This is a genomic window from Silvimonas soli (genome assembly GCF_030035605.1).
Taxonomy (GTDB): domain Bacteria; phylum Pseudomonadota; class Gammaproteobacteria; order Burkholderiales; family Chitinibacteraceae; genus Silvimonas; species Silvimonas soli.
The window spans coordinates 1,396,506-1,421,033 of record NZ_CP106736.1 but is presented as its reverse complement, the minus strand read 5'-3'; the positions used below and the strand labels follow the sequence as shown (position 1 = coordinate 1,421,033).

19 protein-coding genes are annotated in these 24,528 nt (G+C 56.7%); 9 read left to right on the top strand and 10 right to left on the bottom strand.

Annotated elements, in window-relative coordinates:
• The first annotated feature begins 23 nt into the window (after window positions 1-23).
• A complete protein-coding gene (gene malG, locus N7220_RS06480; protein WP_283150644.1) occupies window positions 24-914 on the top strand; it encodes a maltose ABC transporter permease MalG in 891 nt (296 codons plus the stop codon).
• A 5-nt stretch (window positions 915-919) separates the two neighbouring features.
• Window positions 920-2,851: a glycosyl hydrolase 53 family protein gene (locus tag N7220_RS06475; RefSeq protein WP_283150643.1), complete on the top strand. Its 1,932-nt coding sequence runs from the start codon at window positions 920-922 to the stop codon at window positions 2,849-2,851.
• 2 nt (window positions 2,852-2,853) lie between these two features.
• On the opposite strand, the gene N7220_RS06470 is transcribed toward N7220_RS06475, so the two are convergent.
• A complete protein-coding gene (locus N7220_RS06470) occupies window positions 2,854-3,873 on the bottom strand; it encodes a LacI family DNA-binding transcriptional regulator (RefSeq protein WP_283150642.1) in 1,020 nt (339 codons plus the stop codon).
• Window positions 3,874-4,059: 186 nt separating this feature from the next.
• On the opposite strand from N7220_RS06470, the gene N7220_RS06465 reads away from it, so the two are divergent.
• Genes N7220_RS06465 through galK form a run of 3 tightly spaced genes read left to right on the top strand, consistent with a single transcriptional unit; the run spans window position 4,060 to window position 8,295 of the window.
• Window positions 4,060-6,027, top strand: a complete 1,968-nt coding sequence (locus tag N7220_RS06465) for a beta-galactosidase (protein ID WP_283150641.1) — start codon at window positions 4,060-4,062, stop codon at window positions 6,025-6,027.
• Window positions 6,028-6,046: 19 nt separating this feature from the next.
• Window positions 6,047-7,132: a UDP-glucose--hexose-1-phosphate uridylyltransferase gene (locus tag N7220_RS06460; RefSeq protein ID WP_283150640.1), complete on the top strand. Its 1,086-nt coding sequence runs from the start codon at window positions 6,047-6,049 to the stop codon at window positions 7,130-7,132.
• Window positions 7,132-8,295: a galactokinase gene (gene galK / locus N7220_RS06455; RefSeq protein WP_283150639.1), complete on the top strand. Its 1,164-nt coding sequence runs from the start codon at window positions 7,132-7,134 to the stop codon at window positions 8,293-8,295. The genes N7220_RS06460 and galK overlap by 1 nt, the downstream gene beginning before the upstream one ends.
• A gap of 77 nt (window positions 8,296-8,372) precedes the next feature.
• Here galK and N7220_RS06450 read toward each other — a convergent pair whose 3' ends face one another.
• Complete coding sequence (locus N7220_RS06450) at window positions 8,373-9,023, bottom strand: hypothetical protein (RefSeq protein WP_283150638.1); 651 nt, start codon at window positions 9,021-9,023, stop codon at window positions 8,373-8,375.
• 90 nt (window positions 9,024-9,113) lie between these two features.
• Between N7220_RS06450 and N7220_RS06445 the strand changes: the two genes are divergently transcribed.
• Window positions 9,114-9,503, top strand: a complete 390-nt coding sequence (locus tag N7220_RS06445) for a winged helix-turn-helix transcriptional regulator (RefSeq protein WP_283150637.1) — start codon at window positions 9,114-9,116, stop codon at window positions 9,501-9,503.
• Between the two features lie 100 nt (window positions 9,504-9,603).
• Here the strand turns inward: N7220_RS06445 and ssb are convergent, their stop codons facing one another.
• From ssb to uxuA, 6 genes are all read right to left on the bottom strand, one after another.
• Window positions 9,604-10,122 (bottom strand): single-stranded DNA-binding protein, encoded by a 519-nt coding sequence (ssb, locus tag N7220_RS06440; protein WP_283150636.1) that lies wholly within the window; start codon window positions 10,120-10,122, stop codon window positions 9,604-9,606.
• 610 nt (window positions 10,123-10,732) lie between these two features.
• Window positions 10,733-12,094, bottom strand: a complete 1,362-nt coding sequence (locus tag N7220_RS06435) for a carbohydrate porin (RefSeq protein WP_283150635.1) — start codon at window positions 12,092-12,094, stop codon at window positions 10,733-10,735.
• Between the two features lie 311 nt (window positions 12,095-12,405).
• Window positions 12,406-13,746, bottom strand: coding sequence for an MFS transporter (locus N7220_RS06430; RefSeq protein WP_283150634.1), 1,341 nt, complete (start codon window positions 13,744-13,746; stop codon window positions 12,406-12,408).
• 2 nt (window positions 13,747-13,748) lie between these two features.
• Window positions 13,749-15,578: a glycoside hydrolase family 2 protein gene (locus N7220_RS06425; protein WP_283150633.1), complete on the bottom strand. Its 1,830-nt coding sequence runs from the start codon at window positions 15,576-15,578 to the stop codon at window positions 13,749-13,751.
• 283 nt (window positions 15,579-15,861) lie between these two features.
• Entirely contained in the window at window positions 15,862-16,755 is an 894-nt protein-coding gene (locus tag N7220_RS06420; RefSeq protein WP_283150632.1) for an SDR family oxidoreductase, read from the bottom strand.
• Window positions 16,752-17,810, bottom strand: a complete 1,059-nt coding sequence (uxuA, locus tag N7220_RS06415) for a mannonate dehydratase (RefSeq protein WP_283150631.1) — start codon at window positions 17,808-17,810, stop codon at window positions 16,752-16,754. The genes N7220_RS06420 and uxuA overlap by 4 nt, the downstream gene beginning before the upstream one ends.
• Window positions 17,811-17,870: 60 nt before the next feature.
• Here uxuA and N7220_RS06410 point away from each other — a divergent pair, with 60 nt between their 5' ends.
• Window positions 17,871-18,047 carry a hypothetical protein gene (locus tag N7220_RS06410; protein WP_283150630.1) on the top strand — a complete coding sequence of 59 codons (177 nt, stop codon included), beginning with the start codon at window positions 17,871-17,873 and terminating at the stop codon, window positions 18,045-18,047.
• The gene (locus N7220_RS06405; RefSeq protein ID WP_283150629.1) at window positions 18,022-18,714 is read left to right on the top strand and encodes a FadR/GntR family transcriptional regulator; all 693 of its coding nucleotides are present in this window, start codon (window positions 18,022-18,024) and stop codon (window positions 18,712-18,714) included. Before N7220_RS06410 ends, N7220_RS06405 begins: the two co-directional genes overlap by 26 nt.
• A 37-nt stretch (window positions 18,715-18,751) precedes the next feature.
• On the opposite strand, the gene N7220_RS06400 is transcribed toward N7220_RS06405, so the two are convergent.
• On the bottom strand, window positions 18,752-20,122 hold the full coding sequence (locus N7220_RS06400) for an MFS transporter (protein ID WP_283150628.1): 1,371 nt from the start codon (window positions 20,120-20,122) through the stop codon (window positions 18,752-18,754).
• Between the two features lie 36 nt (window positions 20,123-20,158).
• Entirely contained in the window at window positions 20,159-21,376 is a 1,218-nt protein-coding gene (locus N7220_RS06395) for an MFS transporter (protein ID WP_283150627.1), read from the bottom strand.
• A 287-nt stretch (window positions 21,377-21,663) separates the two neighbouring features.
• Here N7220_RS06395 and uvrA point away from each other — a divergent pair, with 287 nt between their 5' ends.
• A complete protein-coding gene (gene uvrA, locus N7220_RS06390; RefSeq protein WP_283150626.1) occupies window positions 21,664-24,519 on the top strand; it encodes an excinuclease ABC subunit UvrA in 2,856 nt (951 codons plus the stop codon).
• Window positions 24,520-24,528 lie beyond the last annotated feature (9 nt).

Sequence of the window (24,528 nt, the reverse complement as noted above, 5' to 3'; positions counted from 1 at the left end):
ACGCTCAAGCAAGGAGTTTTGCTGTGCCTATTGTTCTCAAGAAATCCAGCCGCTGGCGCAAGCTGATCTGCCATGTCGGGCTGATCCTGTTTATTGCGGCAACGATCTTTCCGTTTCTGATGATCATTTCGATCTCATTGCGGCCCGGTAACTTTGCCGGTGGTTCATTGATTCCACACTCGATCAGCTTCGAGCACTGGAAGCTGGCGCTGGGGATGTCGTATACCGACGCCGACGGCAATCTGGTCAAGCCGCCTTTCCCGGTGCTGTTGTGGATCTGGAATTCGATGAAGGTGGCATTTATCAGCGCCACGGTGTCGCTGGTGCTGTCGATTACCAGCGCCTACGCCTTCGCCCGCATGAAGTTCCGTGGCAAAGGCGCCATGCTCAACGGCTTGTTGCTGTTGCAAATGTTCCCATCGGTGCTGGCGCTGGTGGCGATTTACGCGCTGTTCGACCGCATTGGCGATTACGTGCCGTGGCTGGGCGTGGATAGCCACTGGAGTCTGGCGCTGGCTTATACCGGCGGCGTGGCGCAGCACATCTGGCTGATCAAGGGTTACTTTGATTCGGTGCCGTACGAGCTGGAGGAAGCCGCGCGTGTCGATGGCGCAACCCCGTTCCAGGCCTTCATTTACGTATTGCTGCCGATGGCGGTGCCGATTCTGGTGGTGGTGTTCGTGCTGGCGTTCCTCGGCGGCATGATCGAATACCCGGTGGCCTCGGTGCTGTTGCACGACGAACAAAAGCTGACACTGGCGATTGGCTCGCGGTTGTTCCTGTTCAACCAGCGTTATCTGTGGGGCGACTTTGCCGCCACGGCGATTCTGGCCGGGATTCCGCTCACCGCCATCTTCATGGTCACCCAGCGCTGGCTGGTGTCCGGGCTGACAGCTGGCTCGGTCAAAGGGTAACGGCGATGAACCGCTACAAACGCGTGATCCTGGCGATGGTTGCACTTGCTGCCATGAGTGCGGCCATCGCCGCGCGTCCTCAATCCGCCGTTACCGTACAAGAGGTACCCGATCTACCGGCGGGTTTTATCATGGGCGCGGACGTGTCCACGCTGGATCAAGTCGAGCATGCCGGTGGCAAGTTCTACAACGAAGACGGCCTGGCGCAAGACGCGCTGGCGATCCTCAAGCACGATGGGGTGAACTGGATTCGGTTGCGCCTGTGGCATACGCCACTCAATCCGGCAGATGTAGTGGTCAACGGCAAAACGTTATCGCACAAGGGTGATCCGGTTGGTGGCGGCAATAACGATCTGGCCACCACCGTGCGCCTGGCGCAACGAGCCAAAGCGCTGGGCCTGAAAGTTTTGCTGGATATTCACTACAGCGATTTCTGGGCTGATCCAGAGAAACAAACCAAACCTGCGGCCTGGCAAGATTTGCACGGCGCAGCGCTGCAACAGGCCGTTTATCAATACACCGCCAGTGTGATGCAGACGCTGGAAGATGCCCACGCCACGCCCGATATGGTGCAAGTCGGCAACGAGTTGAATGGCGGCATGTTGTGGCCGGATGGCAAAACCTGGCGCGAAGCCAAAGACGCGTTCATTGGCGGCGACGATGGTTTTGTCGCGTTGATGAAACAAGGCATTGCTGCAATCCGCGCCAACGATCAGCAACACGGCAATCGCCACACGCCCATTGCTGTGCATCTGGCCAACGGCACCAGCAACGAACTGTACCGCCGCGTGTTCGACCTGTTCACGCGCAATCAGGTCGATTACGACATCATTGGCTTGAGCTACTACCCCTATCTGCATGGTGGCATCGAAGACCTGCGCACCAATATGGATGACATCGCCTTCCGCTACCGCAAGCCGGTAGCGGTGCTGGAGGTCTCTTACGCCTGGACGCTGGATAACGGCGACAAGTTTGCCAATATCTTCGGGCCGGAATCGCAAAAGGTCATCGGCTATAAAGCCACCGTGCAAGGTCAGGCTAGCCTGATTCGCGATGTGATCGACGCGGTAAACAAGGTGCCGGCGCAGCGTGGCTTGGGTCTGTTTTACTGGGAGCCGGCGTGGCTGCCGGTAGCGGGCGCGGGCTGGCGTACCGGTGAGGGCAACGGCTGGGATAACCAGACACTGTTCGATTTCTCCGGCCACGCTTTGCCGTCTCTGGCGGTGTTCCGGCGCGTGCGTGAACCGGCCCGGGCCGATGACGCGCCCAAACTGCTCGCGCCCAATCCGTTGCCGCTGACCGCGTGGGCGGGTGAAAACTGGGTGCCACCATCAACCCTGCGCCTGCCGTTCAGCGACGACGCGGAACGCCCGGTCTACATCGACTGGGCTGATGTGCCGACCGCCAAACTGGCACAAGTAGGCCAATTCCAGCTGACTGGTGACGTGAGCGGCCAGCCGCCCATTATTGCGCTGGTGAACGTGGTGCCGCGCCGTAACCAGTTTGTTGATCCGGGCTTTGAAAACGGCACGCTGGATGGCTGGGTCATCACCGGTGACAAGGGCGTGGTGAGCAACGAGCGTAACCCAGGCAACGCCCACAGCGGCCAGCAGTCCTTGCATTACTGGCTGGGCCAGCCGTTTTCGGCGACGGTATCGCATACCTTCAGCAAATTGCAGCCGGGTAACTACGTGTTCAAGGCATGGTCAGCTGGCGGTGGCGGCGAAAAAAACCTAAGCCTGTTTGCCAAAGATTGTGGCGGCCCGACTCGCTCAGCGGCGATGAGTAACAACGGCTGGCAGCAGTGGCATCAGTTTGCCGTTACCGGAATCAAGGTAACGGGTGACCAGTGTACCGTGGGCATTCAGATTGATGGTCAGACCGGCAACTGGGGCAACGTCGATGATCTGGACTTCAGCCGCGAGGACGCGTCGTGATGCTAATCGCTGCGGCGGACCGGCCCGGTCGAATCGCGCACCACCAGCCACGGCTCGGCGGCGCGTTCCATGCGCGGCGGCGTGGCCGGTTGGGCAATCTGCGCCAGCAACATGGCGACACTTTGCGCGGCGATGCCAGGGGTATCGATGGCAACCGAGGTCAGTGCCGGGCGCATTTGCTGCGCCAGCCTGATATTGGTAATGCCGATCACCGAGATATCTTCCGGCACGCGTTTGCCCTGCGCGGTAGCAGCCTGCATGGCGCCAATCGCCATCAGGTCATTGGTGGCAAAAAAGGCGGTGATACCGGGGTGGCGATCCAGCAAAGTACGGGCGGCCTCAAAGCCACCTTCAATGGTGTCGCGCACCTCAATGCAGGCGTCTTCGGCATGGTCGATCCCCGCCATATGCAGTTGGCGGGCAAAGCCGGAATAACGCGCGCTCTGCCGACCGCCGCAACCGGTGCCGATAATGGCGCCGAATTCGCGATGACCAAAGGTCAGCAAATGTTCTGCCGCCAAACGACCAGCGTGGGCGAAGTCGACCGCCACGCAAGACAAACCGGGCGGCGGGGCTTCGGGGTATTCCCACAGCGAGAGCATCAAAGGCGTGCCCGCCGCTGCCGTTTGCAGTTCATCCAGGCTCAGCCCGGTATTCATGATGATGACACCGGCCGCCAGTGTGCCCGCCATCTGGTGCAGATAAGCCTGGCTGGTCGCGGCATCGTCGTCGGTGTTGCAGACCATCAAAAACTGGCCGGCGCGGCGCGCAGCGCGTTCGGCTTCGCGCACGTATTCCGGATAAAACGGGTTGGCGATGTCCGATACCAACAGGGCCAGCGTGGCGCTACGGCCCTCGGCCAGCGCCCGCGCGTTCAGATTGGGCCGGTAGCCCAGTTCCTTGATGGCTGCCAGTACCCGTTCCAGCGTTTTGGGATGCACCTTGCCGGGATTACGCAAGGTGTTGGAGACCGTAGCGGGGGTGACATCCGCCCGTTGGGCGACTTCAGCCAGTGTGACCATGTTTTAGATTTCTTCAGCGAGACAGGCAATCGGGAGCAACCAGCAGCCTGAGTGAGGGTTGCGCGCCAGTTTAACTTCAAACCGCCATTTTAAGCGCTTAAACCAGTTGGCCGGTAGCAACCCGCAACAAGCGGGGCCGGATGACTGGATTCCTTTTTCAAATATCAGTTTTTTGCGAGATCAACCATGCAAGCAGGCGTTTGCTATTACCCCGAACACTGGCCTCAATCCAAATGGGCGCAAGATGCCCAACGGATGGTTGAGCTGGGCATTTCACATGTGCGTATCGCTGAATTTGCGTGGAGCCGCATGGAGCCGGAGCAAGGTCAATATGACTGGGACTGGCTAGATCAGGCAATCGAAACGCTGGCTGCAGCCGGGCTGAAAGTGGTGTTGGGGACACCGACCGCTGCGCCGCCATACTGGCTGATTACGCGCTGGCCGGAAGTCATGCCGCTGCGCGCTGACGGCACACCATGGCAGTTTGGCTCGCGCCGCCATTATGATATGTCCAGCCCGGATTACCGCCGCGAATGCGCTCGCATTGTGAGCGTGATGGCCGAACGCTACGGCCAGCATCCAGCCGTGGTCGCATGGCAGACCGACAATGAACTCGGTTGCCACGACACCTTGCCGAGCTATTCACCGGCCACCCGCACGGCCTTCCAGCAGTGGCTGGCAGCGCAGTATGGCGATATCCACGCCCTCAATACTGCGTGGGGTAATGTGTTCTGGAGCATGGAATACCCGGACTTCAGCGCCGTGAGTTTTCCGGTGAACACGCCAACCGACGCGAACCCGGCGCACCTGCTGGATTTCCGTCGTTTTCTGTCGGCTGAAGTGGCGTCATTCCACGGTTTGCAGGTCGAGATCATCCGCAAACACTCGCCGGGTCGCGACGTGTTCCATAACTTCATGGGGTTCTTTGGCGCGTTTGACCATTACCAGTTTGCCAAGGCCGGGCTGGACCTCGCGGCGTGGGACAGTTATCCGCTGGCGCGCACTGAAGTGCTGGCGTTGCCGGAGTCCGACAAGGTCCGCTACGCCCGCACTGGCCACCCGGATATCTCGGCGTTCAGTCACGACCTGTATCGCGGCGTCGGCAAAGGCCGCTTCTGGGTCATGGAACAACAAGCCGGTCCGGTGAACTGGGCGCCGTGGAATCCGACGCCTGCGCCGGGCGTGGTGCGTTTGTGGGCGTGGGAAGCATTCGCTCACGGCGCAGAACTGGTGTCGTGGTTCCGCTGGCGCCAGGCGCCGTTTGCGCAGGAACACCTGCATTCTGGCCTGAACTTGCCGGGGGATGGTTATTCACCGGGTGGCGAAGAGGCGGTTCAGGTCGGGGCCGAATTGCGGCAATTTCCGACCGTGGCCAGCCAGCGGGGCCACGTAGCCTTGGTATTCGATTACGAAACCTTGTGGTTTACCGATATCCAGCGTCACGGCAAAACCTTTGATTACCAGATGCTGGTGTTCGAGTACTACCAGACGCTGCGCCAGTTGGGGCTGGATGTAGATATCCTGCCGCGCGATGCGGATTTCTCGGGCTACGCTCTGGTGGTCGTTCCCACACTCGCAGTGGTCGATCTGGCGCTGGTAGAAAAAGTCTCCACCAGCCAGGCGTTATGGTTGTTCGGGCCAAGAACTGGTGCGCGTACCCGCAATTTCTCTATTCCGGCTACCTTGCCGCCCGGTCCGTTACAAGCGCTGTTGCCGATGCAAGTAATTGAGGTGGAATCCTTGCGCCCCTCATTGACGCCAGAGACCACCCTGGCGGGACAAGCTGGTACCGCGATTCACTGGCGCGACCACGTGCGAGTAGCTGGCGACGTGCAAACGCTGGCTGCGTTTGCTGATGGCTGGCCGGCCTTGCTGGCCAAGGGCAATGTGCAATATGCCGCAGCATGGTTTGAGCCTAAATTGCATCTGGCGTGGCTGGAACAAGCCGCACAATCGGTCGGATTGGTCACCACCCGTTTGCCCGATGGTGTGCGCGTGCGCCGCCGTGGCGAGATCACTTTTGCCTTCAATTACAGCGATACCCCATGCGTATTGCCGACTCCGCAGTCCGCCGAATGGTTGCTGGGTAGCAATGAATTGCAGCAAGGCCAGTTGTGCGCGTGGCGTGAGTCCGCGACTGCGGTTCAACGGTAAGTGAGTGGAACAACAGACCATGACTTCGTCCGCTACTTTTGATCCAACCCAGCACCCGCATCGGCGCTTTAACCCGCTGGTCGGGCGCTGGGTGTTGGTCTCGCCCCATCGCGGCAACCGGCCATGGCAAGGCCAGCAAGACCCGCCGGTCGTGACTGAGCAGATCAGCCACGATCCTTCGTGCTACTTGTGCGCAGGTAACACTCGCGTGAATGGTGCGATCAACCCGGATTACGCCCACACATGGGTGTTCCAGAATGATTTTTCTGCCTTGCTGGCGGATTCTCCAGCGCCCACCGAGGGCAATGATTCGCTGTTTGTGACGACAGGTGCGCGTGGCGAGGCGAGGGTGATCTGCTTTTCGCCCGATCACAGCAAGACCTTGCCGCAGTTGTCGCTAACTGAACTGGGCCATGTGGTGGATACCTGGTGCGAACAACTGGCCGAATTGGGCAAACGCTATACCTGGGTGCAGTTGTTCGAAAACAAAGGTGCGGTGATGGGATGCTCCAACCCGCATCCGCACGGACAGCTGTGGGCCAGCGACTTTTTGCCGACCGAGATCGACGCCGAAGACACGCACCAACGCGCTTACTTTGCCGAGCATGGTCGGCCACTATTGCTGGACTACGCACAGCGCGAGCAAGCCAGCGGCGAGCGGGTGGTGATTGAGACTGAGCACTGGCTGGCGTTGGTGCCATATTGGGCCGCGTGGCCATTTGAAACGCTGCTGTTGCCCAAAGCTCACGTCACCCATATGGATGAACTCAGTCCCGCGCAAAAAGCCGATCTGGCCGTGGCGGTGAAGGCGCTGACCACGCGTTACGACAATCTGTTCCAGTGTTCTTTTCCGTATTCCATGGGCTGGCATGGCCGCCCGACCGGCCCGACTGCGGCGGACGACAGCCGTCACTGGCAACTACATGCGCACTTCTATCCGCCGCTGCTGCGCTCGGCTTCGGTGCGCAAGTTTATGGTCGGCTACGAAATGCTGGCCGAAACCCAACGCGATATCACGCCGGAGCAGGCGGCCGCGCGCTTGCAGCAAACCAGCGAAATCCATTATTTGAGTGCACCCGATCTGCCAGGTGCAGGAGCTGTTTGATGTCCACCCCGCAACAATTTGCTACGTCACATTTTGCCAATCTGTTTGGCGTTGCCCCGCAATGGCTGGCGCAGGCACCGGGGCGCGTTAACCTGATTGGCGAGCATACCGATTACAACGACGGCTTTGTGCTGCCGTGCGCGATCGATTTTTTTACCGCCATTGCCGTCAGCGCGCGCAGCGACCGCCTGGTGCGCGTCGTGGCCGCCGACTACGCGGATGAGGCGGATGTATTTTCGCTGGATGAGCCCATCGTTCCGCATCCAGACAAACTCTGGTCCACCTATGTGCGCGGCGGTTTGTTGCATTTGCAGCAAGCTGGCCACCAGTTTGGCGGGCTGGATATGGTTATCAGCGGCAATATCCCGCAAGGTACCGGCTTGAGTTCATCGGCTTCTTTGCTCGTGGCGGTGGGCGAGGCAGTCAAATGCGCCTGGCAACTGGCGCTCACGCCGCAAGCCAATGCCTTGAACGCCCAGCGTGCCGAAAACCAGTTTGTCGGCGTGCAGTGCGGCATCATGGATCAACTCATTTCGGCGTGCGGTCAGACCGGGCATGCGCTGATGATTGACTGTCGCTCACTGGAACTGACGCCAGTGTCCGTGCCTACCGACTTGACGGTGATGATCATCAATTCGCGCATCCGGCGCGGCCTGGTGGATGGCGAATACAATCTACGCCGCCAGCAATGCGAAGCGGCTGCCGCGCACTTCGGCGTCAAGGCGTTGAGGGACGTTACGCTGGCCCAGTTGCTGGAACAACGCGAACAACTGGACCCGCTACTGTTTCGGCGGGCCCGGCATATCGTCACTGAAAACGCCCGCGTCGAACAGGCCGTGGTAGCGCTGGCCGCGAATGACATGCCCACGCTGGCGCGTTTGATGGCGCAATCTCATGACTCCATGCGCGACGACTTTGAAATTACCGTGCCACTGATCGACCAGTTGGTGGACATCGTCAAAAACGTAGTGGGCGATGCCGGTGGCGTGCGCATGACGGGCGGCGGCTTCGGCGGCTGCGTAGTGGCCTTGCTGCCCCATGCGCTGGTGGCTCCGGTCGAACAGGCGCTGGCACAGCAATATCGCAATGCGGCAGGCGAAAGCGCTGTGGTTTATCGCTGCGTGGCTTCCAGCGGGGCAGGTCATCAGGCAATGCTGGACTGATCTGCCCACCACTGGCCGGTGACCAAACTGTTATCGGCCAGTGGTGATGCGTTATTCGCAGAGGCCCACGACACTGCTCAGTGCGTTTTGCGCCAGTTTCGCGCCTGCAATAAAGCTGCGATATGCAGCATGAGAAAGATCGGCACGAAATAGACCGGAATCAGCAACAACGGCAGTTGCGCCATCGGCGTAGTGGAAATTTCCCCGGCCGCGCCTGTTGCCAGAAACGCATCAAGACCACCCGAACCCACCGCCACGAATAGATCGAGTATTCCCAGCAGATTCCAGAACACGAAGGTTCGGCTGCTCGCGAAGTCAGGCCGTTTGAGTAGCGCGATCAGCATCAATGGCGCGGTGACCCCGATTGCAATGTCGCCTAGTCCGGCTGGCAGCGCGAAATGCCCCGGCAAGATGTGGTGCGCATACAGCGCCAGGAAACCAAACCCGGCGAAGCGCCAGGCCTGCATGGCCATGATCGTGCGTAGATCAGCGGTGAGTATCCATTCGCGAAACGCCAGCGAGCGCCAGTACAACAGCAGAAATATCGCCACGGGACCCATAAATCCGGCCGCAATTTGCACCGGCGGGCTACCCGGCGGCCCGACAAAGCGCCCTGCGGCACCGAGCATGACGATGGCAATAAACCAGACAGCAAGGACAACCGCTGCGCCAAGCTTTATAGCTGGCGGTGAGGATTGTTCGGGCGAGGACAGGGCGATCTGCGACATGATGGATAGCTCCATTAAGTTACTTGCATTTTGCAAGTAACTGGATTTGTAGCATACTGACTTTCACTATGCAAGTGACTGAGGCGAGCCATGCCCCTACCAGACAAGACCAATACCGACGGACCCCGGACTTTCCGCCGCTCCCCCTGCGCTGTGGCCAATACGCTCGACCTGATAGGTGACAAATGGTCACTGCTGGTGGTGCGCGATCTGCTTTATGGCAAGCAAACCTTTAGCGAACTGCTGGACTCGCCGGAGAAGATATCGACCAATCTGCTGGCTGATCGACTCAACCGTCTGGAAGAGGCAGGCATCGTTGTGAGTACCGCTTATCAAGAGCGTCCCGTGCGGTACGCTTACTCGCTGAGCGAGAAGGGAAGGGCCTTGGGTAGCGTGCTGCTGGCGCTGGTGAAGTGGGGCACAGAGCATATCCCCGGCACTGAGGTCATGCGCAAAGCGGGATCAGCAACGAAGCCGTGACTGGACCGGATGCTGGGCGTTCAGAAAAGAGAAGACATAAAAAAAGCCTGCCACCACTGGGGTTGCAGGCCTTTTAGTTACATTCCTCTAAAGATGCCCATTAGAAAGGAATGTCGTCCTCAAAGTCATCAAAGCTACGGGCTGGAGCAGGCTTTGCCGCCGGTGCTGCAGCTTGCTGCGGACGTGGTGCCGGAGCCGGGGCTGGCGCGGATTGTTGCGCGCTGTATTCCTGGTTGAACTCGTCGTAACCGCCGCCGCCTTGTTCCGCACCGCCACCCGCACCACCGCGGCCAGCCAGCATCTGCATCTGGTCAGCGATGATTTCAGTGGTGTAGCGATCCGCGCCGGTTTGTTTGTCTTGCCATTTACGGGTCTGCAGACGGCCTTCAATGTAAACCGCGCTACCTTTTTTCAGGTACTGACCGGCGATCTCAGCCAGGCGGTTGTACATGGTGATGTTGTGCCATTCCGTCTTTTCTTGCTGCTGACCTTGCTTGTCTTTGTAGCGATCGGTGGTGGCGATGCTGAAATTGCACACGGCACCGCCCGAAGGCAGGTAGCGGGTTTCAGGATCACGGCCCAGGTTGCCGATCAGCAACACTTTGTTGAGCGATGCCATTTATTGGGTTTCCTCGATGTTGGATGACAAATTCTTGTCGCTCAGAGCGTACGAACAGATGTGGCTGACGAAGCGTGGCTGACGACGGTATTGAGCAGGGTTTGATCCGGCGGGTGAGCGCAAAGACCAGAGTAGTCATGCTGGCAACCGTGCGGGCCAGCCGTTGCTGTTCATTTCAACGGACTAGTATACCGGGGCAGCGGGGAGGATGGGAGGCAACAAAATGCTCAGTGCGGATTTTTGTGGTGCAACGGCCCGACCAAATCAAAACTGCCCTGTCGCAGCGACCGAATCACTGCGACAGGGCAGGTGTCAGGCCAATCAGACACTCAGCACAATCCGGCGCTGGGTCTGTTCTTGCCGGTCTTCAGTGACAGTCCAGCCCGAGCAGCGCAGTGGCCGTGATTCTCCAGCCGGTAGTTGCAACGTGACAGTGCTTGCCGGTTTGGCCGCAGGGGCGGTCAATGCCAGGTCCAGCAGTGGGTCGCTGTATTTGAGGTGGATTTGATCTCCCTCCGTCTAGCCGTTCGGCTAGGCGGAGGGAGATCAAAGTTGAGATATCACCTTATACCTTGATGTGGCCCGCCACCACATCAATGGAGGTTGGTTCTTACCACCACGCTTCAGCTTGAACACCAAATGAGCTACCCGATGTAGACAGCGCGTAAACGCTTTGGGTCGTTTGACTGGTGCCAGTGTTTTTCGCGTTCATTGGATTTTGACCATCGCGCATCGCTGCATCATTCCACTTGGCATAGGTGTAAAACAAGCGCAGTTCTGGACGGGAATAAGCACCCTTGCCAGCAGCTGCGGTTAGAGCAAGTGTCAGCTTGGTGATGTTCTCGTTACCAATATTTAGGTTGTCCTGCTTGTACGATTCATAGCCAAGTTCAGTTGCGAAACCGAAGATGTCATTGAAGTGGTATTGAGGACGAGCACCGATTGCCCACCATGTGCGTTTGCCGCCAGTTGCGTCGGAGTAACTGTCGTCGCGGTAGATTGCGTGACCCAGCATGGTCCATTGGCTGTTCTTCGGTTCCAGAGTGATGTTGTCAAAGATTTGCAGGGTGGAATCGCCGGATACTGCACTTTGGTTGATCCTGCTGAAGTGTCCATTTGCGTTCGCGCCTTGGCCGTACTGCAGGCCGATACGGTTAGACCCCATGTCACCAACTGGGTGATCAAACAGGCCGGATAGATACCAGCCATTGCTGGTATTCTGAGTGGGCGTAGTGGTCGCTGTGGTGACAGGTAGACCGGTTAGCGGATCGGTACCAGTCGAATAACTGGTCGTGTTGTCCGAGTGCCACGAGCCTGTCAGCCCGGCATTGAAGGTAAATGCACCAGACCCCGCCTTGACGTTGCTAACCTTGAACAGGTTTTCCAGCCAGGTCCGATTGGTATTCTTGGTATCTATCGGACGCAAGATGGCGTAGCTGAACATCGCGCCGTCATTGCCCAGTGCGATATTCTCGATACCCGCACCATCTCCATCGCCTTGCAGGTACTTGTAATCAAGCATATGCAGGTCCGGACGATCATAGTAGCGGCGACCAGCCCATAGTGTCGCATTTTTCAGTACGCCGTCGCCCCATTTGGAAACACCAATATAGTTTTGCGAGAAGTTAACCTTGTTGTCACCCCAGTCTGAGTACGGCGCGTCAGCTTCGAGCATGGTGTGGGCGGTCCACACCGCACCATTGGATTGATTGAACACCGGGATGTCCAGGCCAATTTCGCCGTAGGCATCGCATTCGTTACCGAGACGGAACTTGGCGTAGCCAACCCCGAAACATTCTGCGGTGCCACCTTTGCCAGCTTCACCAAAGCCTGCGCGGAAGTAACCGTTGGAAGTGACGCTGCCCACCGCTGCTTGCAGCGGAGTTGGTGTCGGATCGGCTGCGATCGCCATGGCACCGGAAGCCAGCATGGTTGCGGCAGCGAAATGGGTAATGCGGAACTTTAATGCCATTTTTTGGTCTCTCTTTGCGGGGTTTAAAACCTGTGCGTATGGGACTTCGTATAGAGTGGTCGCTCCCACGACTTCTCTATACGAACACCAACAGCGGCGACTCCCTCAATGCCGCGTCAGTAACACGAGCTGCTACATCAATACACCGTGAAAAGTGGAAAGGTGTAACTGCGCCGTTCTTGAAGCCACAAGTCACTGCCTTGGGCTTTTTCATTGATTTACCCAACACAAATCGGCACCGTGAGCACCGATTTGGTGTCAAAAAGTCAATCAAGCCATGTACGTGCTTCATGAATCAATTGAATTGACTTTCAGTCAGCCCGGCCAAGCAATTTGAATTGTTCGCGGGTCGCATTATTGATTTTCCATACAAATTGCATGCAGATGAAAGTAATAACGCCACTGGCAATAAAGCAACCAAATGTCAGGAATTTAATCCCGGTCAGTGTGCTGATTGTTTGATGGGCCAGATTGGCATCGTAACCAACCACCGCCAAGCCAACTCCGCTGACCAGCCCGCCAACGCCTTGGCCGATTTTGCGGACGAACATGAATACGCCGTAAGTCAGCCCGGCCGATGGTTTGCCTGTTTTCATTTCCTGATAGTCCGCAGTGTCAGAAACAAGGCCCCATAACATAAGCCCGGGGAAATTGCGGAAGATGGTCGCCAAACCAAATAGCCCGCCCACGACCCACACGCTTTCAGGCACCAGCAGGATCAAGACAAAAGGCAAGAATGAAATCACGGTCGTATATTTAAACAGGGCTTCTGGCGAAGATCTTTTTACAAGATAAGAAATAATGGGCGCCTGGATAAATAGCAAGGGCAAAGCCACGGTAGATACAATGCTCAGAATTTGTATGGCATGCAGGCTGTCCCGGAAATAATAAAGTCTTAAGTTGTTTCCGATTGCGTATGAAATTATTTCGAAAAAACTGGCCAGGGCAATCGCGGCAAATGACGGATTTTTTGTAAACAGCAGTACGAAATCAGAGAACTTGACTTTATAGCGTTCTGTCGGATCATTCCGATAATTTTCCTTGGTATACCGGTAGGTGATGAAATGACAAATCACCACAATGACGCCTACCAGGATTGATGCCACCAAGAACGCGATACTGATTTTCTTGGCAAAAGTCGCCAATAAAAACGGAATCGCTATGCCATCTAGAGCACCCGCAAGGTTACTTCCCAAACCTCGTGACACGGCGAGTTCAGCACGGGCGGCCGGGTCTTTTGTCATTACTGTAGACAGTGAGCCATAAGGAATATTCACCAGCGAATAAATGGTACGCCATCCGATAAATGTGACAAACGCCCAACCTATTTTCTGTACCGGTGAAAGCGCGCTCGGCACCATAAAGACAATAATGGAAACCAGTGCTAGGGGAATGGTATAGCGGAGAATGAACGGACGGTACTTGCCCGCCTCCGTGCCTTTGCTGTTATCTATATATGCACCAAGGTAGGGATCAAAAATGGCGTCCCACATACTGGCGACAAAGAACAGCACTCCAATGATAACGGCAGATATTTTTGCAACGTCGGTGTAATACATCACCAGATAACTGGTCATTAAATTAAATGTGAGTGCATTGCCGAAATCGCCGGCGCCGTACGCCAGTTTGTTTTTTAGCGTGAGCGGTTGCATATTCAGAGCTCTTTTTGTTCGTTATAAAAGTCTGCCAGCACCTGGAACGCTTGCTTGCGTGTTTTATGGTCTCTGGCGATCAGACCTTTTTGATTCCAGCCATTTTGATAACGGTTCTGTCTGCGCTCCGTCGGAAAGTCATACAGAATCCAGGGAGTCATCCCACGAATGTATTTGGCTTTTTTAATCCGCTTGATTTGCTCGGTGTAGACGTCGGCCTGATGATTCTCTGTAAACAGCTCGCCTTTATCCCCGAAGAAACCCGGTACCGCATCGGCGCCTGTTTCCGTGATGATTACCGGCTTGCCGGGAGCGGAGTTTTCCAGCAACGCCGTCAGCTCATCGAAATCGTGGTTGTACCAGCCAAAATATTCATTCAGGCCCACGACATCGAGATCGGCCATCAATCTATCTTCAATCGCATTTTTAACGTGATTGACCAGACACGCAGCGCTAACCAGCCGGGTTGAATCAGTCTGCCTGGCTTTGTTTGCAAGACTGGACATGAATTTGTAGCGTTCATCGGTGTCTTTGTTTTCATTGCCGACACCCCAGATAATCACGCTCGCCCTGTTCACATCCCGCTGGATCAGTTCAAGCAACTGATTTTCAGCGTCTTCATATGTTTTTTCGTTCGTAAACTGGATAGCCCAATAGACCGGGATTTCTTCCCAAAGCAGCATGCCTACTTCATCTGCAATTTTTGCCGCGCGATCATGATGCGGATAATGGGCCAGACGCATGAAGTTACAACCAAGCGCCTTGGCATCTTCAAACATGAGCCGCACATCTGCTTCCGTGCTCATTTTTCCATGCTGCGGGAACTCTTCGTGAGAGGAGATGCCGCGTAGCCAGACCGGCTTTCCGTTCAGGACAATGTTTTCCCCGATGACTTTGATTTCCCTGAAACCCACTTTCTCACTGATCTGGTCCTGGCCAAAACTTGCAAACACCTCGTAAAGACAAGGCGACTCTGGCGACCACAACTGCGGTGTAGATTCAACACACACGCTGCCGATGCCGTTCTTGATTTCAATGCTGGCATTCACATTCAGTGAGGGGATTTCTACCTTTGCTGTACCTTCTGCCACGCCCTCCACTTCGACGTGAAATTGCAACTCATTAAACTTCCCGTTGGGAACCAGGCTGGCGGTGAATTTTTTAATAAAGACATTAGGAACGCACAGCAGCTCCACTTCGCGGTATATACCGCCATAGCTAAACCAGTCAGTGTGTTGCATTGGGACCCGATCAGGCAGGCGGCGATTATCGACTTCAATCTGAAGGCGGTTCGTGCCATTTTTGATATTCTTCAATTCAATGTGAAAACCTGTCGATGCACCTTTATGCACACCCAGAAATTCACCATTAAGGAAAATGCGGGCTTGATAGGCGACGGCGCGCAGATGCAGGAATACTTTCTCGCCGTCTTTTTTTGCATGTTCAAAAAATCGGGTGAACCAGCTTGCACCTTCGTAATACCAATAGCGTTCGTTATACGTATTGAAGCATGACGGGATTTGTACTTTCTGGCCGATGTCCGCTTCATAGTCCAAAGGTGTCAGCCATGTTTTTGGGTGCGTAATTTCATATTCAAACCATTTGCAGCGTAATCCTTCGTCGTATGCGTCTAGTACAAAAGACCACTCACCATTCAGGGATACACTTTTTCTATTGGATGAAAAAATAAGGCTTTTAGAATCGATGACAGGTGCATGAAAAGCCGAATCATAATTTTCATTATGCAGATGGTCATTGGGGTCTTGTATTTCTTCCGCAGAAAGTGCCTCGGTGGCCATCACATTGCGTTGGGGGATTTTGCTATCTTTCATTTATTTTCCTATTGACTTGATTTAGAAACAAATAGTCAGGCACGCAACAAACGATTGAACAGGTTCCTGGTTTGCAACGTGAACCGAGCGTTGCCTTACCCTGCGAGTGTGGTGCGTGATTTACTCCCGCGTGAACTGGTTAATGAGGTTTCTGGCGCAACTTTCCCGGAGTTGGCGGCGTAGCCGCCAACACCTTATTCAAAACGCTCTGTTAAATCGATGGATGCATTTGTAATTCTTCCGGTTCGCTAACGCGGCGCACCGGAACGCCTAAATGCGAAAGTCAGACGCCGGAATATGCGGCAAAGCCGCCATCTACCGGCACTACCACGCCATTCACAAAGCCTGATGCTACTGGACTGGCCAGCCACAACAACGGCCCAACCAACTCCTCCGCTTCGCCAAACCGCCCCATCGGCGTATGCGACACAATTTTTTGCGCACGCGCAGTGGGTTGGCCACTGGCCTCGTCAATCAATAAACGATGATTTTGTGCGGTCAGGAAAAAACCCGGCGCAATGGCATTGCAGCGAATCCCCACTTTGCTGAAATGCACCGCCAGCCATTGGGTGAAATTGCTGACCGCGGCTTTGGCTGCGCTATAGGCCGGGATTTTGGTCAGCGGGCAGAAGGCATTCATTGACGAGATATTGATGATGCTGCAACCAGGACGGGCGGAACCGTCGGCGTTGAGCATTTGCCTGGCAAAGACCTGAGTGGGCAGCAGCGAACCCAGAAAATTGAGATCGAACACAAAGCCGATCTTCTCGCTATCCAGGTCAAAGAAAGTGGTCAGGTCTGCGGCTTGCAGATCACCAGGTTCCAGCCATTCTTTGCTTGTGGTGCCCTTGGGGTGATTGCCGCCAGCGCCGTTCAGCAGCAGTGAGCAAGGTCCCAGCCTGGCCAGCACTTCAGCCGCAGCGAGTTCCAGCGACTCTCGTCCAAGCACGTCAGCGCCGATGCCGATGGCTTCACAGCCTTGTGCTTGCAGTTGGGCTGCAGTGCGGCGAGCGGCGTCGGCATCAAGGTCCAGCAATGCCACCTTCATGCCGCTACGAGCCAGCGCTCCCGCCAGCACACTGCAAAGTACGCCACCAGCACCGGTGACCACGGCAACTTGGCCGGCCAGATCTGTGGGAACAAAGGGCAGCGCAATAGCCTGGTTGAGCGTGATCATGCTTTTTCTCCCTTTGCATGCGTCCGGGCGATGCCTTCCCACAAGCCATTCAGGTACACCGCGCCCAGCGCCCGGTCATACAGACCGTAGCCCGGTTTGCCGGTTTCACCCCAGATCATGCGGCCATGGTCTGGACGCACATACCCCTCGAAGCCTGCGTCGTAATACGCCTGCATGATGGCCGCCATATCCAGCGAACCATCTTCCGAACGATGGCTGGTTTCGTAAAAGTCGCCCGCTTCGTTCACTTTGACGTTGCGTAGATGAGCGAAATGAATACGCCCCAAGCCTGCAAATTCGCGCACCATGGCCGCGATATCGTTGTGGCAATCTGCGCCGAGCGAGCCAGAGCACAAGGTCAGTCCATTCGCTGGTGTATCGACGATGGCCAGCAGGCGGGCCAGGTCAGCACGGTTTTTGACAATGCGCGGCAGGCCAAAGATAGGGCGGGGTGGGTCATCCGGATGGATGGCCATTTTGATGCCGACCTCCTCAGCTACCGGGATCACACCGCGCAGAAAGTATTCCAGATTGGCCCACAATTGTTCCTCGCCAATCTGACGGTATTCGGCCAGCAGCGCCTTGAGTTCATCGGGCTGGTAGCTGGCATCCCAGCCGGGTAACTGGATGCCTTGGGATGGGTCGATCTGGTTGACGGTTTCCATATCAAATGCCAGCGTTTTTGAGCCGTCCGGCAGTTCTTTTTCCAGCGTGGTGCGGGTCCAGTCGAACACCGGCATGAAGTTGTAGCAGACCACTTTCAAGCCGCAATGCGCCAGATTACGCAGGGTCTGGCAGTAGTTGTCGATCAGCGAATCGCGAGCAGGTTTGCCCAGTTTGATGTCTTCATGCACCGGCACGCTTTCGATCACCTCTAGTTTGAGGCCGTGCGCTTCAACTTTGGCTTTGAGTGACTGGATGTTAGCCAGCGGCCAGGCTGCGCCGACCGGGATGTCGTAAACGGCGGAGACGATGCCGTACATGCCGGGAATCTGGCGGATGTAGCTCAAAGGCACCGGGTCGTTGTCGCCGTACCAGCGAAAAGTCATTTTCATCGTCAACTCCAAATCAGCGATAATGGTCTTGTGGCATGGTGGTCAGGCCACCTGAATTGCTTGGCTGAAGTATTGCCTTATCAATTTCCCATGACAAGGGGGAAAATTGATGAGGAACAAAAGATAGCCAACTCTATTTCCTGCTTTTTGACAGGTCGTCGTATGCACGGCACATTCGCAGCCAAAGCAAAAATTATCGAACAGGTTTTTTATGGAATTACCAACACTGAAAGTTGAGCGGCTTTATCGGCAGATTTCCAATCTGATCATCCAGTTCATCCAGGATGGTCGCTTCAAAGTAGGTGAGGCGCTGCCCGCCGAGCGTGATCTGGCCCGGCAATTGGGAGTAGGGCGATCCTCGGTACGCGAGGCGTTAATTGCGCTGGAAATCGCCGGGTGGGTGGAGATTCGCACCGGCACCGGCGTTTTTGTCATGCGGTCAGAGCAACCAGCAGAACCCGCGCCACCGCAAGCGGACATCACCAGCGCTACAGAGCTACTGGAAGCCCGCAGCGTTATCGAAAGTGAACTGGCGGCGCTGGCTGCCGTACGCGGCAGTACTGATCAAATCGTCGCGCTGGGCCAGTTAGTGGATGACATGGCCGCAGAACGGGAAGAGAACGCGGCTTTTCATGCCCACGACCAGCGGTTTCACTTTCTGATTGCCGAAATGACCGGCAATGACGTGCTGCAGCAAACCGCTGAACAGTTGTGGAATAAACGCTATACGCCGCTGTTCCAGCAACTGGAAACCCACTATGGCGTAGCGGAATGGGCCGATCAGGTGGTGGCGGAGCACCGGGCGGTATACGAGGCCATTGCTGCGCGCGATGCTGGCGCGGCGCGGGCAGCAATGGTTGAGCATCTCAGCCGTGTGGCAGAAAAGCTGTTTCGCCAGTCCTGAACAGATGACGGGTGTTTGGTGCTGAGACGTGCCGCTGTCAGGCGTTAACAGTGGTCTGTTCGATCAACACCAGCGCCGACGCTTCATCCCAGCCGCTTTGCAGCACTTTGAGCAAGGCCACGCGTTCTTCGATCAGCACCACCGCTTCCTTTACACCGGTAATCTTCGCCAGGTTCTGCGACAGCTCTGCTGGATTACCGGTCCAGTCTTCACCGATATGAAACATGCGGGTCTTGACTGGCAACGGGGGCACCAGACCAAAGGTGACGATCAACCAGATCGCCATCAACCCGGCGCACAGCCAGAACACCGGCGTCGCGCCGGAGTGCTGATACAACCAGCCCGCCGCTGCGGAACCGACAAACATCGCCAGCGACTGGCAGGTGTTGTACACGCCCATGGCCGTGCCTTTGGCATCAGTCGGGGCGATTTTGGAGATCAGGCTCGGTTGGGTGGCTTCCAGGATATTGAAAGCAATAAAGTACAAACCCAGCCAGAAGCAGATCATCAGCAAGTTGGGCATGTACAAGGCCATGCCGGTTTGCGCGACCAGCATCAAGGCAATGGCCAACAAGAACACGCGTTTGAGCTTGTTGCGTTTCTCCGCGACGATTACTGCTGGCACCATAAACACAAAGCCGATCAGCACCACCGGCAGATACACCTTCCAGTGCCCGTCTACCGGGATATGTCCGGTGCTGGCCAGCAACAAGGGCATCACCGTAAACATGGCCATTTGCGCGGCATGCAGGGCGAACACGCCGTAATTCAGGCGGCGCAGCTGCGGGTGTTTGAGTACGGCGGGCAAGCGGCTGGTGCTGGCTTCAGCGTCGGAGTGAAAGCGCGAGATGGTCGGGGTGGGGATGATCTTCCATACGCCGATGATCGCGGCAATGGTCAACCCGGCAGTCAGCAGAAAAATCCCCGGCAAGCCTATCCACTCTGCCAGTGCGGGCGCGGCTACGAGCGAGATGGCGAAGGTGGTGGCGATACTGCCACCAATCATCGCCATCGCTTTGGTACGGTTTTCTTCGCGGGTGAGGTCGGCCAGCAGCGCCGTAATCGCCGCAGAGATTGCACCGGCACCTTGCAACGCGCGACCGGCAATCATCCATTCAATGCTGGTGGCGCTGGCGCATACAAGGCTACCAATGGCAAACATCACCAGGCCAAAGTAGATCACCTTTTTGCGGCCAACCCGGTCGGACCACATGCCAAACGGCAATTGCAGGATGGCCTGGGTTAGCCCGTAAGCACCGAACGCCAGCCCCACCAGGGCGTGGTTTTCGCCGCCGGACAAGTGTGTGGCGTACACCGCAAACACCGGCAGGATCAGAAACATGCCCAGCATGCGCAGGGCGTACAGCCCGGCCAGGCCGAGCGAGGCGCGTAATTCCAGTGGAGTCATTGAGTTTTCAGATGATGCAGAAGCCATGCGAGCCGGTTAAGCCTTTTTCGGTTGTTCCAGGTTGGGCAAAAACGCCGTCAACAAGCCAATCAGCGGCAGGAACGCGCAGACGTGGTAAACAAAATCAATACTGGTGTGATCGGCCAGCGTGCCCAGTACTGCGGCGCCAATCCCGCCCATGCCAAAGGCAAAGCCGAAGAACAGACCGGAAACCATGCCCACTTTGCCGGGGATGAGTTCCTGGGCGTACACCAGAATGGCCGAGAACGCGGAGGCCAGAATCACGCCAATGATGGCCGTGAGCACGCCAGTCCAGAACAGATCGGCGTACGGCAATGCCAGCGTAAAAGGAGCAACGCCCAGGATCGAACCCCAGATGACATACTTGCGGCCGATTTTATCGCCCAGCGGGCCGCCAATCACCGTACCGGCGGCTACCGCAAACAAGAAGATAAACAAGTGCACCTGGGCCGACTGCACCGACAGGTGAAACTTGCTCATCAGGTAGAAGGTGAAATAGCTGCCAATGCTGGCCATGTAGAAATACTTGGAGAAAATCAGCAGCAGCAAGATACCGATGGAGAACCCTACCTGCTTGCGGCTCAGATTATGCACCGCCTTGCGACCGGCTTTGCCGCGTGCGCCCAGATGATGCGCCCGATACCAGGCACCGACCTTGAACAAAACCGCAATGGCCACCAGCGCCGCGACGGAGAACCAGGCGATGCTGGGCTGGCCATACGGCACGATGATCGCGGCGGCCAGCAAGGGGCCAAACGATGAGCCCAGGTTACCGCCCACTTGAAACAGCGATTGCGCAAGGCCGTGACGCCCACCCGAAGCCATGCGCGCTACGCGGCTGGATTCCGGGTGAAAGATCGACGAGCCCGTGCCAACCAGCGCCGCAGCCGCCAGCAAGGTGCCAAAGTTGGGCGCCACTGACAGCAGTAACAGACCGCACAAGGTAAAGCCCATGCCGATCGGCAGCGAATAGGGTTGCGGTTTTTTGTCGGTATACAAACCCACCAGCGGCTGCAGCAAGGAAGCCGTGATCTGGTAGGTGAGGGTAATCAGGCCAATCTGGGTAAAGCTCAGATTGAAACCGCCCTTCAGGATCGGATAGATCGCCAGAATCAGCGACTGGATCATGTCGTTCAGCAGGTGCGAAAAGCTGATTGCCCCCAGCACCCGGTAGGCGGTGCCTTGTTCATGGGCGGTAGTGGAATTGGCCGTGGTGCTCAGGCTGTTTTGCATGACGTGGGGTAGGGGCGGCGGTAAAAGTGACATTCTAGCAGGCGGCAGTACGCCGTCTGGCATTGGTATGGCGATTTTATGTTTCGAATGTTTGGAGTTTCGCGCTATCGGCCCCATTTCATGCTCTGTTGCGCAGGCTTGGGGTATTTGCTGTCTATGGCTGCGCGTTTTGCAATCTCCCATCCTCTGGCGCACAAATCAGTGCTGTTCTGACCGGGCAAGGCTCCGGCTGGGCAGGCTGATTCTGTTATATTGACGGATTGGCTTTCGAGAATGGCATCAGGCGCATGAACTATCGTTCCACTATCGATCAAGATATCCCGCTGATCCGCATTCGCGGGGCACGCACACACAACCTGAAGAACGTCAGCCTGGATTTGCCGCGCGGCAAGCTGGTGGTGATTACCGGGTTGTCTGGCTCGGGTAAATCGTCGCTGGCGTTTGATACCTTGTATGCCGAAGGCCAGCGTCGCTACGTGGAGTCGCTCTCCGCCTACGCCCGCCAGTTCCTGCAACTGATGGAAAAGCCAGACGTGGATCTGATCGAGGGCCTGAGTCCGGCGATCTCCATTGAGCAAAAAGCCACCAGCCATAATCCGCGTTCTACCGTCGGCACCGTGACCGAAATCCACGACTATCTGCGCTTGCTGTTTGCCCGCGTCGGCACGCCGTATTGCCCGGATCACGACTTGCCACTGGAATCGCAAACCGTCAGCCAGATGGTCGACCACGTGTTGTCGTTGCCTGAAGACACCCGCTTGATGATCTTGGCGCCAGTGATTATCGGCCGCAAAGGCGAGAACCTGGAGCTGTTTGAGGAACTGCGCGCGCAAGGTTTTGTGCGGGTGCGGGTAGATGGCGAGGTGTGCGAGCTCGAAGCCGTGCCCAAGCTCGACAAAAACAAGAAACACACCATTGAAGTAGTCATCGACCGCCTGAAGGTGCGTGCCGATCTTAAGCAACGCGTAGCGGAGTCATTTGAAACCGCGCTGCGCCATGCCGATGGCCGCGCCATTGCCGTGGAAATGGAAAGCGGCAAAGAACACTGGTTCTCGGCCAAATTTGCCTGTCCGGTATGCAGCTTCAGCCTGCCGGAACTCGAACCCCGCTTGTTCTCGTTCAACAACCCAATGGGCGCTTGCCCCAAATGTGACGGCTTGGGCCAGATCACGTTTTTCGATCCCAAACGCGTGGTCGCACATCCGGACTTGAGTCTGGCCGCTGGCGCGATCAAGGGTTGGGACCGGCGCAACCAGTTTTACTTCCAGATGTTATCCAGTCTGGCCGCGCACTATGAGTTCGACCTGAACACGCCGTGGGATGACCTGCCGGAAGAAACGCGCAAAGTGGTGTTGTATGGCTCGGGTCGCGATGAAATCCGCTTTATCTATCTGAACGAGCGCGGTACCAAGTTTGAGCGGGCGCACACCTTTGAAGGGATCATTCCCAATCTGGAGCGCCGCTACCGCGAGACCGATTCGGTTGCGGTGCGCGAGGAGCTGGCCAAATACCAGAACAACCAGTCGTGCCCGAGCTGCGGCGGTTCGCGTTTGCGCCGTGAAGCGCGCTTTGTGAAAGTGGGTACCGAAACTCTGCACCAGATTGCGCAGATGGCATTGCGTGATTCCAGCAAGTTCTTCACCGAACTGGCGTTTGAAGGCAACAAGGCGCAAATCGCCGAGAAAATCGTCAAGGAAATCCGTGAACGGTTGGGCTTTCTGGTGAACGTCGGGCTGGACTATCTGAGTCTGGAACGCAGCGCCGATACCTTGTCAGGTGGCGAAGCGCAGCGGATTCGGCTGGCATCGCAAATTGGTTCGGGCTTGACCGGCGTGATGTATGTGCTGGATGAACCCTCAATCGGTCTGCACCAGCGCGATAACGATCGCTTGATCGGCACGCTGATGCGCCTGCGCGATCTGGATAACACGGTGATTGTGGTTGAACACGATGAAGATGCGATCCGCGCTGCCGATTACCTGGTCGATATGGGACCAGGCGCGGGTGAACACGGCGGTGAAATCATCGCGGAAGGCATTCCGTCTGAAGTGATGAAGAACCCGAACTCGATCACTGGGCAGTTTTTATCCGGTGCGCGTCGTATTGCCTTGCCAGAAACCCGCCGCACCCCTGATCCGGAAAAATGGTTCACGCTTAAAGGCGCGCATGGCAACAATCTGAAGTATGTGGATCTGGCTTTGCCGGTCGGCCTGCTGGTGTGCGTAACGGGTGTATCGGGCTCGGGTAAATCCACGCTGATTAATGACACGCTGTATGCCATTGCGGCGCGTGATCTGAACGGCGCTTCGACTGAGCCCGCGCCATATCAAGAGATCAACGGTATGGATCACTTTGACAAGGTGATCAATGTCGATCAGTCGCCCATTGGCCGCACCCCGCGTTCCAATCCGGCCACTTACACCGGCTTGTTTACGCCGATCCGCGAGTTGTTTGCGGGCGTGCCAACCAGCCGCGAACGCGGTTATGGACCGGGTCGCTTCAGTTTTAACGTCAAGGGCGGGCGCTGCGAAGCGTGTCAGGGCGATGGCGTGATCAAGGTGGAAATGCACTTTCTGCCGGATGTTTACGTGCCGTGCGATGTTTGCCACGGCAAGCGCTACAACCGCGAAACGCTCGAAGTCCAGTACAAGGGCAAGAACATTACCGAAGTGCTGGAAATGACGGTGGAGAACGCGCTGGCTTTCTTCCAGGCCGTGCCGACCGTGGCGCGCAAGCTGCAAACGCTGATGGACGTGGGCTTGGGCTATATCCGGCTCGGCCAGTCCGCCACCACGTTGTCGGGTGGTGAAGCGCAGCGGGTGAAGCTGGCGCTGGAATTGTCCAAGCGCGATACCGGGCGCACGTTGTATATCCTGGATGAGCCAACTACCGGTTTGCACTTCCACGATATCGACTTGTTGCTGGGCGTGGTGCGACGCTTGCGCGAACATGGCAACACGGTGGTGGTGATTGAACACAATCTGGACGTGATCAAAACTGCGGACTGGATTGTCGACTTGGGGCCGGAAGGTGGCGCGGGCGGTGGCGAGATCATTGCCGTGGGTACGCCAGAAGAAGTGGCCAAGAGCGAGAAATCGCATACGGCCAAGTACCTCAAGCGCGTGCTCGATAGCCACCAATAACTGGCTGAC